Here is a 14,690-nt window from a genome sequence, read left to right on the forward strand (position 1 = left end):
CTGTGGGCCCAGCGTACCCAGGGGCAATGACAGCCGCCTCACCTCAACGAGTGATCCCTCGGACGGCCGCCTCCGGGCAGGTGATGGCAGCTCTTCCGGCTGACGACCGAATCTCGCACCACAACAGCTTCCCTCCCCGGCCGAAGAGATCATCTCCGAGCGGATACCCACCCCACGCGTCCGCGTAATGGCATACGAGGAACAGCCCACGCCCACCGTCGGCCTCGGTCGGCACGGGACCGAGGGGACCTGATCGCTTGTCGAACGGAGGCGGGATGTGCGGGTTGGCGTCCCAGACGCTCACCCTTAGCCGACTGCGGTCCAGACCACGGAGGCGGAGGGTCGCGGGGCCGGTCGAGTACCGGTAGGCATTGGTGACCATTTCTGAGGCCAACAGCTCAGCGCTGTCCTGGAGTTGGGACATGCCGTGACCGACGAGAACGGCACGGAGGGTGACCCGGGCGATGCGCGCGGCGCGCGGGTCGTTGGGTAGTTGAAGTGCGTACGCCCAAGTTGGGGACACTTCGCACTCCGACGAGGATACGGTGACCATGAAGCCCTCCTGCGGTGGGGAACGTGGTTCGCTCGACCACCCGGCCGGGCGGTGGCAGTGCCGCGCGCGTGAGGTGCGGCGCGGTGCGCTTCCGGCTTGGCGGCGGGGGCGGTTGAGCGGCTTGGGTTTCACCGTACCCACCCGCGTAGAATGGTTACTACAAAATCTGCAGATGTATCCGACGTTCCACTCGTGTGGGTGACCTCGTACGACGCAAGGCAAGGGAGCGGGAACATGCCGCCGCGGCAAACACCTACGGCACGCCAAATCCGCCTGGGGGTCGAGTTGCGCAAGCTACGCGAGAGCGCGGGACTCACAGCCCGCGAGGCCGGCGAGATGATCGGCGCTAATCAAGCGCGCATCAGCAACATCGAGACGGGACGCTTTGGCCTGAGCGAGCAGCGCATCCGCACCCTTGCCAACAACTACGACTGCACCAACGAACCGCTGATCGACGCCCTCGTGGCCATGGCCGCGCACCGCGAACGCGGTTGGTGGGAGGAGTACCGCGACACGCTCCCGCCCCGCTTCCTGGACGTGGCGGAGATGGAGCACCACGCGGTGGCCCTACGCGTGGCCCAGGTCATCAACATCCCCGGCCTGCTGCAGACCCCGGAGCACGCCCGCGCACTCTTCCGCCAGGCGGTCCCGGCACTGCGCCCGCACGAAATCGAGTACCGAATCTCCCACCGCATCAAGCGTCAGGCCATCCTGCACCGCGAACAGCCACCGAAGTACACGGCACTGATCCACGAGGCTGCCCTGCGTATGCGCTTCGGTGGCGGAGAGGTCGCCCGCGCCCAACTGGACCACCTCGTCAAGATGAGCGAACAGCCGCACGTCACGCTCAGGGTGATCCCCTTCGACGGCACTGCTTTCCCCACCGTGGGCCACGGGCTGGACTACGCCTACGGCCCCGTCCCGGCCCTCGACACCGCACAACTCGACGCCGCACATGGCAGCGAACTCATCAATGCCGTAGCACAGTTGACGAAGTACCGGCTGATCCTTGACCGCATGGAGGAGGCCACCCTGGACCACGCGGCCTCCCGCGAACTCATCGACCGCATCGCCCAAGAGACATGAAAGCCGAGCCATGACCGCCACCGAACACACCTGGCAGAAGTCCACCTACAGCGAGGAGGCCTCCTCCTGCGTCTACCTCGCCACCACCCCCGCCGGAACGATTCTCCTCCGCGAGAGCGACGAACCGGACGCGATCATTGCCACCGGCCCCCGCCAGTTCGACGCACTGATACGCACCCTGCGGTCTGTGTGTGCTAACCGGAGATGACGTATCGACCTCGTTTGCTGCACAGCCCATTCGGGAGCGGGGTCTGCTGCTGCGCACCGAGGGGTGGGCCCCGGTTGACCGGTGACGGGCAGTTCCTGTCCCTCAGGAGGCGATGGACACGATCCGGCAGGCGACTACGACGACTTGGCGGTCTCCGCTGACGCGGGCCCGGCTGGGCCGTGGCCGACGGGCCCGGCTGGGCCGTGGTGGCGGGGATCCTTCCGGGTGACCTCGCCGCGCCTCGCGGTCGGCCTTCTGCACGAAGTCGGTGATTCCCACCTAATCTGACGACATGTCAGATGACGAGTCGTACGAGCTGCTCGGTTTCGACAACATCCTGTTCCCCGTCGGGGACCTCGACGAGGCGGTCCGCTTCTACGAGCGGGCCGGGTTCACCCTGGGGTTCCGGTTCGACAAGGGCGGGATCGCGTTGCTCAAGGTCGGGGGTGAGACGCCCGGGATCCTACTGCAGCTGGAGGAGGGGCTCGGGCACCGGCCGCCGGGCCGGCCCACCCCGCGGGTGTGGCTGGAGGTGCCGGATGCCCGCGCGGCCGCGCGGGAGCTGGCCGCCGCCGGGATCGCGCCGCTCGACGCGCCGTTCTCCGGGGCGACCGGTCGGACCGTCGAGTTCGCCGATCCATGGGGAAACGTCCTCGGGTTCACGGATTACAGCAAGCGGCCGGAGCTCGCACGCAGATCGTGAGGCAGTGAGCCCACCAGGGCGGCCCTTCCTTCGGCACACCTCCCACGACCCGGGTTGAACGTGTTCAAAAACAGGTCTAGAGTCTCCCCTGTCAGCGTTTTGAACGCGTTCAAGAAGGGGTGGGGCCATGGATCGCACCGTCGTCGCCTACGTCATCTACCTGGTCGTCAGCATCGCGCTGACCATCTGGGTGGCCCGGACACTCAGCCGGAACGGGCGGGTCTTTCTCGCCGATGTACTGCAGGGCGACGAGAAGCTCGCCGACGCCGTCAACCACCTCCTGGTGGTCGGCTTCTATCTCGTCAACCTCGGGTTCGTCGCGCTCTACCTGAGCGGGGACGACACCATCCGGGACACCCGCGGGATATTCGAGGCCCTGTCGACCAAGCTGGGCGTGGTGCTGCTCGTGCTCGGCGCGATGCACCTGGCCAACGTGTACCTCCTCAACCGGATCCGGCGGCGGGGCGTCCTGGAGCGGGAGCAGCTGCCGCCGGTCGCGCCGCAGGGCTGGGTCGGGACCCAGGGGGCGTGAGCACCGTGACGGCCACCGAGGACCGGGGCGCCGGGCGCGCCCCGGTCTCCCGGCCCGGCGAGACGGCCCCACCGCTCCTCGCCCCCGTCCACCGGCTCACCGTCCTGTACGACGCCGAGTGCTCCCATTGCGTCTTCGTGCGGGACTGGCTCGTACGACAGCCGCAGTTGGTGCCGCTGGAGCTGGTGCCAGCGGGGTCGCCGCAGGCCCGGCGGCGGTTTCCCGGGCTCGACCACCGAGCCACCCTCGACGAGGTCACCGTCGTGGGCGACGCGGGGCAGGTCTACCGGGAGGCCGCCGCCTGGATCGTCACCCTGTGGGCGCTGCGGGAACACCGGCCGCTCGCCCACCGGCTGAGCACCCCGGCCGGGGCCCGGCTCGCCAGGGGCGCGGTGCTCGCCGCCGCGAAGTGGCGCGGGGCTCAGAGGGACGAAGGGGCCCAGGGGAACAAATGGGGCCGGCGGAAGAAAGGGGATCCGGGGAGGGGAGAGGACCAGTGGGGCGGGCGGGTCTATCGCCGGGTGGACGGATGGGCGTACGACCCCGGCGAGGGATGGACGTACCACCTACCCGCGCACCCCGACCACAACCCGTCCGGGCGCCACCACGACCCCGACCACAACCCGCCCGGCCCCAGCCCCAGCCCCAGCCCCAGTCCCGGCCCCGGCCCCAGTCCCAGCCCCAGTGGAGACCACAACCCACCCGGCCGCGGCAGCGGTACCCGCCCCACTCGTTAGGCTCTCTTCTCGTGCCTGCGAACCATGACCGCCCCGACCAGGGCGGTACCCCGAGCAAGTCCGAGCAGACCCGCGCGCTGATCCTGGAGACGGCGATGCGGCTGTTCCAGGAACGGGGCTACGACAAGACGACCATGCGGGCCATCGCCCAGGAGGCCGGCGTCTCCGTGGGCAACGCGTACTACTACTTCGCGGGCAAGGAGCACCTGATCCAGGGCTTCTACGACCGGATCGCCGCCGAGCACCAGGTGGCGGTCCGGGAGGTGCTGGCCCGGGAGACCGACCTGGAGGCGCGGCTCGCGGGTGTGCTGAAGGTGTGGCTGGACATCGCCGGGCCGTACCACGAGTTCGCGGTGCAGTTCTTCAAGAACGCCGCCGATCCGGACAGCCCGCTCAGTCCCTTCTCCCCCGAGTCGGAGCACGCGCGCGTGGAGGCCGTCAGCGTCCACCGGCAGGTGCTGGCGGGGGCCACGAGGACGAAGGTTCCCGAGGAGCTGCGGGACATCCTCCCCGAGTTGATGTGGCTGGCCCAGATGGGGCTGGTGCTGTACTGGATCTTCGACCGGACCGAAGGGCGCGAGCGGAGTTACCGGCTGGCCGAGCGGGGGGCCCGGCTCACCGCGCGCGGGGTGTCGCTCGCCCGGTTCAGGGTGCTGCGGCCGCTCGTACGGGAGGTGCACGAGCTGTTCACGGACTTCCTGCCCGGGATGACGAAGGTGATGCCGGATCCGGGGGCGCCAAGGGGCGGGCGGGATGATCCACTGTCGGGTGAGTACGCCTGAACGGGACGTTCGGGTCCCGGCCTGCCTACGATGATGCTCTCGACACCAGCCCCTAGGAGGCACGCGATGTCCGCTGCATCCGTCGAGCAGCCCTTCGACGACGACCGGCCGTTCTCGCTCACGGCCATCGCCGACGAGATCATGGAGCGCCATCCGGGCTACCGAGTCGAGATCATCGGAGGCCACCTCCTCGTGACCCCATCACCGGATGCCCCCCACGCCCGTGCCCTGACCGGCCTCATGGTGCCCTTCATTGCCGCCGGGTTGCACGACTCAGAAACCGAGGTCCTCCAGAACGTCGGGCTCTGGCTGCCCACTGGCGCCGAGGACTACGCCATCCCCGACCTCGTGGTGGTGGACGCCGACATCGACGACCACTTCGTCGAGAACAACGCGTACGACCCGGTCTGCTTCCGCCTCGTGCTCGAGGTCACCTCCAGCAACGGGAAGGACGACCTGAAGACCAAGGTCGCCGCCTACGCCGAGGCCAAGGTCCCCGTCTACCTCGTCGTCGACCGCAAGCACCAGCGCCTCCACCTGCTCACAGACCCGGCCGGGAACGAGTACGCGAGCCACCGCGTCCACGCCCCCGGCGAGGTCATCACCCTGCCCGACTCGATCGGTGCCGAGGTCACTCTCGACGTGGACCAGATCATCAAGGCCGGGAAGAGGAAAGCCAGTAGCTAGTGCCGCGGCAGGCAATGTTTGCCCGAGAAGGAGCGGCGTCTGGTGCGTGCTATCGGCGTGCCGGGCGGAAGCCCTCGTACTGGATGTACTTGGGCTTTCGCCCGGTGCGGCGAGAGTGCGTGCCAGGCGTCGCGACGGGGCGAACATTGCCTGTCGCGGCACTAGTGCCTGCCACGGCGCTAGTTGACCGCGTCCACCTCCCCCTCAGCCAACTCCACGTCACAGACCAGCGGCCCTTCCTCCACGACCACATGCCGCGCCCGCGAGCCGTACGTCGCCGCCGTCGTCGCCAGCAGGTACGTCCCCGGCGTCGGGACTGAGAGGGCGTACGACCCGTCGGCCAAGGAGGTCACTCGGTCCAGTTGACGGCCGCCCTCGGACAGCAGCGTCACCGCCGCGCCGCGCACCGGCTCACCCTCGGGGGTGCGGATGAAACCGTGGACCACCGAAGCGGGCCCGTCCGTCGCAGGCCCCGACTCCGCCTCCTCCTTCGGCTCCACCGCCAAGTGCGGCAGCCGCTTGTCCAGCCACCCCGGCAGCCACCAGTTGGAGTTGCCGAGCAGATGCATCGCCGCCGGCACCAGGGCCGTACGCAGGATGAACGCGTCCAGGGCCACGGCGGCGGCCAGGCCCACGCCCGCCATCGCCGCCCCGGAGTCGCCGCTGAGGACGAAGGCCAGAAAGACGCAGACCATGATGAGGGCCGCGGAGTTGATGACGCGGCTGGTCTCGGCCAGTCCGACGCGGACCGCGCGGGCGTTGTCCTTGGTGTGGACCCACTCCTCGTGCATCCGGCTGACCAGGAACACCTGGTAGTCCATCGAGAGGCCGAAGAGCAGGGACAGCATGATGACCGGCAGGAAGGCGTTGATCGGGCCTTCCTTGCCGAGGCTCAGCAGGTCGAGTCCCCAGCCCCACTGGAAGATCGCGACGAGGACTCCGAAGGAGGCGGCCGCCGCGATGAGATTCATCAGGGCGGCGGTCAGCGGCACCACCAGGGAGCGGAAGGCGACCAGGAGGAGCAGGAAGCCCAGGCCGATGATGGTCGCGATGAAGAGCGGCAGCCGGTCGCCCGTGACGGTCGCGAAGTCCTTCGAGACCGCCGTGACCCCGCCGACGTGGGCCGGGGCCCCGGCCTGCGGGATCACCTTGTCCCGAAGGGTGTCGATGAGCTGGTCGGTCTCCTCTGACTGCGGTGACGTGGTCGGGACGACCTGGATCACCGTCACGCCCCGCGCGGACGGCAGCGCGGCGACCCGCGCGACCCCGTCCGTGCCCTGGATGCCCTTGACCAGGGCGGTGGTGTCGCCGCCGTCGGTGACCACCTGGAGCGGTCCGTTGAAGCCGGGGCCGAAGCCCTCGGCGAGCAGGTCGTACGCCTTCCTGGTGGTCGTCGTGGTGTCGTCGTTGCCCTGGTCCGTCGCGCCCAGGCGCAGCGACAGCACCGGCAGCGCGAGGACGGCCATGACGACGAGGGCGAGCGCGGCGATCCGGCGCGGGCGCTTCTGCACGCCCGCCGACCAGCGGGCCGCGAGTCCGCTCGCCCGCTCCCGCTCGGGCCCGGTCGCCGCGAGCTTGCGCCGCTGCCGGCGGCTGAGCACCCGCGGGCCCAGGAAACCGAGGAGCGCCGGCAGCAGGGTCGTGGCCGCGAGGACGCTCAGCACCACGGTCAGCGAGGTGCCGATGACGACACCGTCCAGGAAGCGCAGGTTCGTCACCAGCATCCCGGCGAGCGCGATGCACACCGTGCCGCCCGCGAACAGCACCGCGCGGCCGGAGGTGTTGAGGGCCGTGACCGCCGACTCCTCCGGATCCATGCCGCGCAGGATGCCCTTGCGGTGCCGGGTCACGATGAACAGGGCGTAGTCGATGCCGACGCCGAGGCCGATGAGGGTGGCGAGCAGCGGGGCCAGGTCGGGGATGTCGGTGACATGGCTGAGCAGTTGGGTGGAGAACATGCCGGTGCCGACTCCGAAGATGGCGACGGCGAGCGGCAGCAGCATCGCGAAGAGCGATCCGAAGGCCAGGAACAGGACGACGGCCGCCGCGACGATGCCGACCATCTCGGCGAGACCGGAGGGCGGTTCCTGCACCCGCTGGATCGCCTGGCCGCCCAACTCGACCTGCATCCCGGCGCGTTCGACGCCCTGCGCGGTGTCGACGACGTCCTGCACCAGTTCCTTGGGTACGGCGTTCGCCTGGTCGGCGAAGGTGATCTGGGCGTACGCGATCCGCCCGTCGCCGCCGATCTGCGCCGCGGCGTCGCCGCTGATCCCGGCCGCGCCGCCGCTGTAGGGGCTGGTGACCCCGCCGACGCCCTTCATGCCGGCGATCTTGTCGAGCGCGGGCTGGATACGGGACCGTACCGCCTGGTCCCGTACCGAGCCCTCGTCGACCTTCCACACCACCGTGTCGGTGTCGCCCGCGGTCTGCGGGAAGGCCTTCTCCATCAGGTCGTACGCGCGCTTGGAGTCCGTGTTCGGGAGGGAGAAGACGTTCGCGTAGTCCGTGCCCGCCGTCGAGGCCGAAAGCCCCAGGCCGAACAGTGCCCCCACCCACAGCAACAGGACCACCAGCCGGTGCCGATAGCACCACCGTGCCAATGCCGCCACGCTCAACAGCTCCTTACTCGGTTTGTTCGGTCGGTTGGTCCCCCAGGTCCTCGGCAACAGGATTGGCGGCGCCGCGCGCGCGTGGGGGCGCCGCGCCATGACTCTCAAGGAACTCCAAAGCAGCGAACCCGTCCGGTTGTCAGTGGGTCCGCCGATACTGGGGGCATGACGACGGGTTCAGGCACCGTGCTGGTGGTGGAGGACGAGGAGAGCATCGCGGACGTCCTCGCCATCGCCCTGCGCTACCACCGGTTCGAGGTGATGACGGCGGGCACGGTCCGCGAGGCGCTCACGCTCGCCGAGCGCACCCTCCCGGACTGCGCGCTGCTCGACATCATGCTCCCGGACGGGGACGGCCGCGCCCTGGGCCGGCGCCTGCGCGAGCGCCGGCCCGACCTGGCGGTCGTCTTCCTCACTGCGCGTGACTCGCCCGCCGAGATCGTCGGCGCGCTCGGCTTCGGTGACGACTACATCACCAAACCGTTCAACATCGACGAGGTCGTCGCGCGGATCACGGCCGTCCTGCGCCGGACCCGACCGGCCGACGTCCTCCCGCAGCGGCCGCCCCTGCGCTACGGCGACCTGGAGCTGGACGAGACGACGTACTCGGTGCACCGCGCGGGCCGCTCGGTCGAACTGACCCCCACCGAGTACGCCCTGCTGCGTTTCCTGGTGCGCAACGGGGGCCGGATCGTGCCCAAGGAGGAACTTCTGCGCCATGTCTGGCAGTACGAGCACACCCCGCCGGAGTCGACCGTGGTCGAGACGTACATCAGCTATCTGCGGCGCAAGCTCGACGCGCTGGGACCGCCGTTGATCACCACCCGGCGGGGTGTGGGATACGGACTGGCATGAAGGCCGGCATGAATCTCCCGGGGTCGTGGTGGCCGGCGCGCAACCAGGGGCGGACGCGCGGCCATAAGACGCGCGGCAATAAGTGGGGCGTCCGCTCGCTGCGGGGCCACTCGCTGCGCGGGAGGCGGGGCGTCCACTCGCTGCGCGGCAAGCTGACGCTGGCCAACGTGGCACTGCTCGCCCTGGGGATCGCCGCGGCGACAGCCGTGAGCCTGATGGGGATGCGGTACTACCTGCTGGACCAGGTCGACACCGAGCTCACCAAGACCCGTGACTCCCTGGGCGGTTCGCAGCTCACCCTGCGGCAGTTCGACTCGCTGAGCGCGCTGAGTTTCTTCCGTGACCGGATCGCCCCGCAGGCCACGAACGAGCAGCCGAGACCGGACTCGATCTTCACTGTCATCGACGGCAGCGGTGAACCCGTCGGCATTCTCGGGTTCAAGCCCACCGACGCCCAGCGCGGCCTCGCGCACTCCGTCCGTGACCCGGGCGCCCTCATCGAGGACCCCGAACCGCACGACGTCACCGTGCACGGCTCCCCCTACCGGGTCACCGGCGTCCGGCTCGCCGACGGCACGCGGATCCTGCTCGCCACCTCGACCGACGCCCTGCACAAGGGCGTCTCCAAGGCTCTCAAGCTCGACCTCGCCATCGGCACGCTGCTGCTCGCGCTGCTCGCACTGCTGACGATGATGAGCGTCGGTCGACGTATGCGGCCGCTGGAGGACATGGTGGAGACCTCGTCGGCGATCGCCGAGGGTGATCTGACGCGGCGTGTCCCCTCCAGCCGTGAGGCCACCCTGGAGGTCGAACAGCTCCGGCTCGCCCTCAACTCCATGCTCCACCAGGTGGAGTCGGCGTACCGCACGCGCGAGCGCAGCGCCGCCCAGCTGCGCCGCTTCGTCGCCGACGCCTCGCACGAGCTACGCACCCCGCTGGCGGCGATACGCGGCTATCTCCAGCTGTACGACAAGGGCATGCTCAGCGACCCGGCCGACCGTGAACGGGCCTGGGAGCGGGTGCTGGCCGAGGCCGATCGCATGGGGCGGCTCGTCGACGAGCTGCTCACCCTCGCCCGGCTGGACCAGCAGCCCGAACTGCGCTTCCGGAACGTGGACGTGAGCCGTCTGGTGCGGGACATGGCCGAGGACCTGCGGGTGCAGCAGCCGGGGCGGCCCATCACCGTCGACGCCGACGGCTCGTTGCTGGTGCGCGCCGACGAGTCCGGGCTGCGGCAGGTCCTCGGCAACCTGGTGGCCAACGTCCGCACCCACACACCCGAGGACGTGCCGGTGCGGCTCGGCGTGGAGCGCGCCTACGGGGTCGTACGGCTGTGCGTCGCCGACAAGGGGCCGGGGCTGGGCCCGGAGGACGCGGCCCGGGTCTTCGACCGTTTCTTCCGGACCGGCGGGGGCGCGGGCAGCGGGCTCGGCCTGGCGATCGTGCAGGGGGTGGTGCGGGCCCACAAGGGCGAGGTGGCGGTTCGGACGGAACGTGGTGAGGGGCTGGCGGTGACGGTGACGCTGCCGGCGGGGGGCGGGAAGGGGAGCGGCGGGAGCGAGAGCGGGAATGGGGGGTCGGCCACGGGGGGCGGCGGGGCGTGACGCTCCGGTCAGGCTCAGGGGATGGCGAGGCGTGAGGCTCCGATCGGGCAGACTCAGGGGATGCCGAGGCGTGAGGCTCCGATCGGGCTCACAGGACGGCGGGGCGTGACGCTCCCGAGCATCCGTCGGTCCCCGCGTAGTCCGCTCACGCCTGTCGTGACGCCAGTTCGATCACGGTGATGTCCGACTCGGCGCCCACGCGGGTCGGCGGGCCCCAGGCGCCGGCGCCGCGGCTGACGTACAGCTGGGTGTCGCCGTAGCGTTCCAGGCCCGCGACGGTGGGGTTCGCGGCGGCCGCGATGAAGTTGCCGGGCCAGAGCTGGCCGCCGTGGGTGTGGCCGGAGAGCTGGAGGTCGACGCCGTGCTCGACGGCGTCGTGGATCTGCACCGGCTGGTGGGCCATCAGCACGCACGCGCGTGCCGTGTCGCGGTCGCCGAGCGCCTTGGCGAAGTCGGGCCCCTGGCTCTCGTCCTCACCCGCCACGTCGTTGACGCCCGCCAGGTCGAAGTGGGCCAGTTCGGTGCGGGCGTTCTCCAGCGGGCGGATGCCCAGCCGTCGTACCTCTTCGACCCACTGCTGGGCGCCGGAGAAGTACTCGTGGTTCCCGGTGACGAAGTACGCGCCATGCCGGGCCTTGAGCCGGGCCAGGGGCGCGGCCGCCGGGCCCAGGTCCTTGACACTGCCGTCGACCAGGTCACCGACGACCGCGATCAGGTCGGGCTGAGTGGAGTTGATCGTGTCGACGACCTTCTGCGCGAAGCCCCGGCCCAGCACCGGGCCCAGGTGGATGTCGCTGACCACCGCGATCCGGTAACCGTGCGCCGCGCGCGGAAGCTTGGCCAGCGGCACGGTGACCCGCTTGACCGTGGGGCCGTTCAGGACGCCGTACGTGCCGTAGCCGACCGTGCCGACAGCGACCGCGGCGGCGGCACCGCCGACCACACGGGAGACGAAGAGGCGGCGCGAGGGTGCGGGGGTGAGGTCGGAAGTGAGGGAGGAGGAGGACGTGTGCGGGGCGGTCGGCCCGGCCGGGCCGGCCTGCGGTTCCGCACCGGACACGGCCGTGGTTTCCGGCACAGGGTCCGGTGCCGTGGTTTCCGGCACAGGGTCCGGTGCCGTGGTTTCCGGCACCAGCCCCTGCTCCGTCCCCTGCACCGGCTGCCGTACGGCCGTCCCCGCGCGTGCCCGCCGTTCCAGGAACCGTCGCAGCAGCGGTCGTACGACCTCACCCGCGATCACCGCCAACAGCAGGTAGACCGACAGGGCCATCCACAGGAAGCCCGGCCAGGCGAGCACACGCTGGAGCCAGAAGGGCGCGCCGGCGCGTTCGGACACGACCGCCCCGATCGCGAGCGCCCACCCCCCGGCGATCAGCACCACGCCCGCACGCCGCGCGAGGCCCGGTCTCTGGGTCGTGTCGCGGAACAGGCGCCGCCACAGGTACCAGTTGGCCGCCACCAGGACGGCCAGGACGGCGAGGGCGAGCAGGACGAAGAGTATGACCACGGTGTCGTGTCCCCCGTTGTGGGCGGTCAGGGCTGTCGGCGATGAGGTCGGCAGGAATCATCGGCGGAGTTTCTCGACCGGATTCGTCGACCGGATTCGTCGGCCGGATTCGTCGGCCGGTTATGACGTGCGGCGCAATGCGCGCACTCCGCGCAACCCGATGCCCCCGACAACCGTCCCCCATACGAAGGAGACGACGGCGAGCGTCAGATGCACCCAGAAGTACGCCGTCGGGTGACCGTCGTCGAAGGCGAGCCCGCTGCTGTCCTTGATCAGGTTTTTGACGAAAGTGACCCAGATGACCCAGCTCCACACCCCGAAGGCGAGCAGGAACCAGGAGACGGGGCGGCTGAGCTTCATGCGTCCAGTATCGCCGCCGGGTGTCCGGTTCCGTGTCCGGGGTGGGGAGGGCGGTGGGACTTCACGCCCTGTGGCATGTACGTTCCTCACCGTGCCCGCACCGAAGAAGACCGTCGGGCGATCCCTGCTGGTCGCCTCCGCCGTCCTGTCGTCCCTCGCGCTGACCGCGCCCGTCTCCGGGGCCGCACCCGGCCCGTCACCGACTGCGAAGCCGTCGGCCGGCCCGTCGGGAAAGCCGTCGGGAAAGCCGTCGGCGAGCCCCTCGGCCACTCCCCCGGCGACCATGTCCTCCGTCGGCGGAGAACGCCTCGGCCAGACCGGCACCCAGGTGAATCTGACGAGCGGGGTTCCGGTACTGCCGAAGGACCTGACGGCACGCTCCTGGATCGTGTCCGACGCGGAGTCCGGTGATGTGCTGGCCGCACACAACGCGCACTGGCGGCTGCCCCCGGCGAGCACCCTGAAGATGCTCTTCGCGGACACCGTCCTGCCGAAGTTCCCGAAGACCGACAAGCACAAGGTCGTCCCCTCCGAGCTGGCGGACATCGGCTTCGGCTCCAGCATGGTCGGGATAAAGGAGGGCGAGACCTACTCGGTCCACGACCTGTGGCTCGGCGTCTTCCTGCGCTCCGGCAACGACGCCGTGCATGTGCTGTCGCAGATGAACGGCGGCATCGACACCACCGTCAAGGAGATGAACGCGCACGCCGAGGAGCTCCAGGCCCTCGACACCTACGTGGTCAGCCCCGACGGCTACGACGCTCCCCGCCAGGTCTCCTCCGCGTACGACCTGACGCTGTTCGCCCGCTCCGGGCTGCAGAAGAAGGACTTCCGCGAGTACTGCTCGACGGTCCGCACCAAGTTTCCCGGCAAGACGACGAAGGCCAAGAAGGGTAAGAACAAGGGCAAGGCGACCCGCGAGTCCTTCGAGATCCAGAACACCAACCGGCTGCTGACCGGCGACTCCGACGTCCCCGTCTACCAGGGCATCGCGGGCGTCAAGAACGGCAACACCACCAACGCGGGGGCCACCTTCACCGGTGTCGCCGAGCGCAACGGCAAGGTCCTGCTCGTCACGGTCATGAAGCCCGAGAAGGGCGAGCACAACGAGATCTACAAGGAGACCGCGAATCTCTTCGACTGGGGCTTCAAGGCGGCCGGCAAGGTGCAGCCGGTGGGTGAGCTGGTACCGCCGAAGAGCGCCGCGCAGCCCAGCGCCCAGCCAGGGTCGGACGTGTCCGGGGAAGCCGGGGGTGCGGACACCGGGGGCACGGAGGCCGACGGCTCGTCGAAGCCGGTGGCGAGTGCCGCGACCGGCGGCCGCTCCGGCGGCATGGGAGTCGCGCTGGCGATCACCGGCGGGCTGCTGGTACTGCTCGCGGGGGCCGCGTTCCTGGTCAACCGCCGCTGGCCGCTGCCGGATCTGATGCGTCGCCGGACTCGTCCGTAAGGTCGGACTCGTCCGTGGGGCGGGACCCGTCCGTGGGACCGGGCTCGCCCGTGGGACCGGCCCCGTCCGTGGGGCCGGGCTCGCCTGTGGGGCCGGGCTCGTCCGCAGGACCAGCCCCGTCCGCAGGACCGGGCTCCTCCGCGGGACCGGGCTCCTTGCTCTGCGTCGCCGTCCACGCGGCGCAGAACAGGACAAGTTTCGACGTGAAGTTGATCCACAGCAGCAGGGCCACGGGCACGCCGAACGCGCCGTACATGTTTTTCGCGGCCACGCCCTGCAGATAGCCGCTCAGCAGCAGCTTCAGCAGTTCGAAGCCGACCGCGCCGGTCAGCGCGGCCACGATCAGCCGGCGGCGCTCCGGCTCGACTCCGGGCAGCAGCGTGAGGACGTACAGGAGCAGCAGGAAGTCCGCCACTACGGCGACCGCGAACGCGGCGATCCGCAGCAGCATGCCGCCCCAGCCGGCCTCGTCGATACCGAGCCGGTCGATGATCCAGCCGACCATGGCGGAGGCGACGGTCGAGGCGGCGAGCGTGACCAGCACGGCGCCGCCGAGCCCGACCAGGATGCCCAGGTCCTTGGCCTTGCGCAGGACCGGGTTCTCCTCCTCGTCGGGCAGTTCCCACACCGCCCGCAGACTCTCGCGCGTCGAACCGGCCCAGCCGATCCCGGTGAGCAGCAGGAGGGCGCCCGCGATGCCCCCGACGGTGCCGGAGTTCTGGACCAGACCGCCGATGTCGAGCTGGTCGGAGATGCCGGGCACCTGCTCGGCGATCTTGTCCTCCATGGTGTTCTGCTGCCTGCCGCTGAGCGTGGCGGCGGCGATCGCAGCGGCCACGGTGAGCAGCGGGAACAGCGCCACGAAGCTGGTGAAGGTCATCGCGGCGGCCAGCCGTGTCCACTTCACCCGGTCCAGCCGGTCGTACGACCGCCACGCGTGCGTGGCCATCAGCCGCGCCAGCAGCGGCCCGACGACGGGGAGTTTCTTCAGCCATTCCATGGTCCGACTCTGCC

General features: G+C 70.1%; 14 protein-coding genes and 1 pseudogene. 10 read left to right on the forward strand and 5 right to left on the reverse strand.

Annotated features, from left to right (window positions below; translation table 11 throughout):
- Positions 1-43 precede the first annotated feature (43 nt).
- Entirely contained in the window at positions 44-553 is a 510-nt protein-coding gene (locus M2271_RS13700; RefSeq protein ID WP_280887445.1) for an ATP-binding protein, read from the reverse strand.
- A 234-nt stretch (positions 554-787) separates the two neighbouring features.
- Between M2271_RS13700 and M2271_RS13705 the strand changes: the two genes are divergently transcribed.
- The 7 genes and pseudogenes from M2271_RS13705 (at position 788) to M2271_RS13735 (ending at position 5,288) form a co-directional block, all read left to right on the forward strand.
- Positions 788-1,639 carry a helix-turn-helix transcriptional regulator gene (locus M2271_RS13705; protein ID WP_280887446.1) on the forward strand — a complete coding sequence of 284 codons (852 nt, stop codon included), beginning with the start codon at positions 788-790 and terminating at the stop codon, positions 1,637-1,639.
- 10 nt (positions 1,640-1,649) lie between these two features.
- Positions 1,650-1,847 carry a DUF397 domain-containing protein gene (locus tag M2271_RS13710; protein WP_280887447.1) on the forward strand — a complete coding sequence of 66 codons (198 nt, stop codon included), beginning with the start codon at positions 1,650-1,652 and terminating at the stop codon, positions 1,845-1,847.
- A 292-nt stretch (positions 1,848-2,139) separates the two neighbouring features.
- Positions 2,140-2,550, forward strand: a complete 411-nt coding sequence (locus M2271_RS13715) for a VOC family protein (protein ID WP_280887448.1) — start codon at positions 2,140-2,142, stop codon at positions 2,548-2,550.
- Between the two features lie 127 nt (positions 2,551-2,677).
- Positions 2,678-3,082: a hypothetical protein gene (locus M2271_RS13720; protein WP_280887449.1), complete on the forward strand. Its 405-nt coding sequence runs from the start codon at positions 2,678-2,680 to the stop codon at positions 3,080-3,082.
- Positions 3,083-3,186: 104 nt separating this feature from the next.
- Positions 3,187-3,645: pseudogene (locus tag M2271_RS13725) on the forward strand (DCC1-like thiol-disulfide oxidoreductase family protein); the annotation flags it as partial.
- Between the two features lie 185 nt (positions 3,646-3,830).
- Positions 3,831-4,601 carry a TetR family transcriptional regulator gene (locus M2271_RS13730; RefSeq protein WP_280887450.1) on the forward strand — a complete coding sequence of 257 codons (771 nt, stop codon included), beginning with the start codon at positions 3,831-3,833 and terminating at the stop codon, positions 4,599-4,601.
- Between the two features lie 66 nt (positions 4,602-4,667).
- On the forward strand, positions 4,668-5,288 hold the full coding sequence (locus M2271_RS13735; protein WP_280887451.1) for a Uma2 family endonuclease: 621 nt from the start codon (positions 4,668-4,670) through the stop codon (positions 5,286-5,288).
- A 179-nt stretch (positions 5,289-5,467) separates the two neighbouring features.
- On the opposite strand, the gene M2271_RS13740 is transcribed toward M2271_RS13735, so the two are convergent.
- Entirely contained in the window at positions 5,468-7,891 is a 2,424-nt protein-coding gene (locus M2271_RS13740; protein ID WP_280887505.1) for an MMPL family transporter, read from the reverse strand.
- A gap of 174 nt (positions 7,892-8,065) precedes the next feature.
- Here M2271_RS13740 and M2271_RS13745 point away from each other — a divergent pair, with 174 nt between their 5' ends.
- Both M2271_RS13745 and M2271_RS13750 read left to right on the forward strand, forming a co-directional pair.
- The gene (locus M2271_RS13745; RefSeq protein ID WP_280887452.1) at positions 8,066-8,755 is read left to right on the forward strand and encodes a response regulator transcription factor; all 690 of its coding nucleotides are present in this window, start codon (positions 8,066-8,068) and stop codon (positions 8,753-8,755) included.
- An 8-nt stretch (positions 8,756-8,763) separates the two neighbouring features.
- Positions 8,764-10,359: a HAMP domain-containing sensor histidine kinase gene (locus tag M2271_RS13750; RefSeq protein ID WP_280887453.1), complete on the forward strand. Its 1,596-nt coding sequence runs from the start codon at positions 8,764-8,766 to the stop codon at positions 10,357-10,359.
- 145 nt (positions 10,360-10,504) lie between these two features.
- Here the strand turns inward: M2271_RS13750 and M2271_RS13755 are convergent, their stop codons facing one another.
- Together M2271_RS13755 and M2271_RS13760 are read right to left on the reverse strand one after the other, a co-directional pair.
- The gene (locus M2271_RS13755; RefSeq protein ID WP_280887454.1) at positions 10,505-11,866 is read right to left on the reverse strand and encodes a metallophosphoesterase; all 1,362 of its coding nucleotides are present in this window, start codon (positions 11,864-11,866) and stop codon (positions 10,505-10,507) included.
- Between the two features lie 120 nt (positions 11,867-11,986).
- Complete coding sequence (locus M2271_RS13760) at positions 11,987-12,226, reverse strand: hypothetical protein (RefSeq protein ID WP_280887455.1); 240 nt, start codon at positions 12,224-12,226, stop codon at positions 11,987-11,989.
- Positions 12,227-12,317: 91 nt separating this feature from the next.
- Here M2271_RS13760 and M2271_RS13765 point away from each other — a divergent pair, with 91 nt between their 5' ends.
- Positions 12,318-13,676, forward strand: a complete 1,359-nt coding sequence (locus M2271_RS13765; protein WP_348539167.1) for a D-alanyl-D-alanine carboxypeptidase — start codon at positions 12,318-12,320, stop codon at positions 13,674-13,676.
- On the opposite strand, the gene M2271_RS13770 is transcribed toward M2271_RS13765, so the two are convergent.
- Positions 13,624-14,676 carry a YhjD/YihY/BrkB family envelope integrity protein gene (locus tag M2271_RS13770; RefSeq protein ID WP_280887457.1) on the reverse strand — a complete coding sequence of 351 codons (1,053 nt, stop codon included), beginning with the start codon at positions 14,674-14,676 and terminating at the stop codon, positions 13,624-13,626. The genes M2271_RS13765 and M2271_RS13770 overlap by 53 nt on opposite strands.
- Between the last annotated feature and the right edge of the window lie 14 nt (positions 14,677-14,690).

It is taken from the genome of Streptomyces sp. LBL (assembly GCF_029893585.1).
GTDB lineage: Bacteria > Actinomycetota > Actinomycetes > Streptomycetales > Streptomycetaceae > Streptomyces.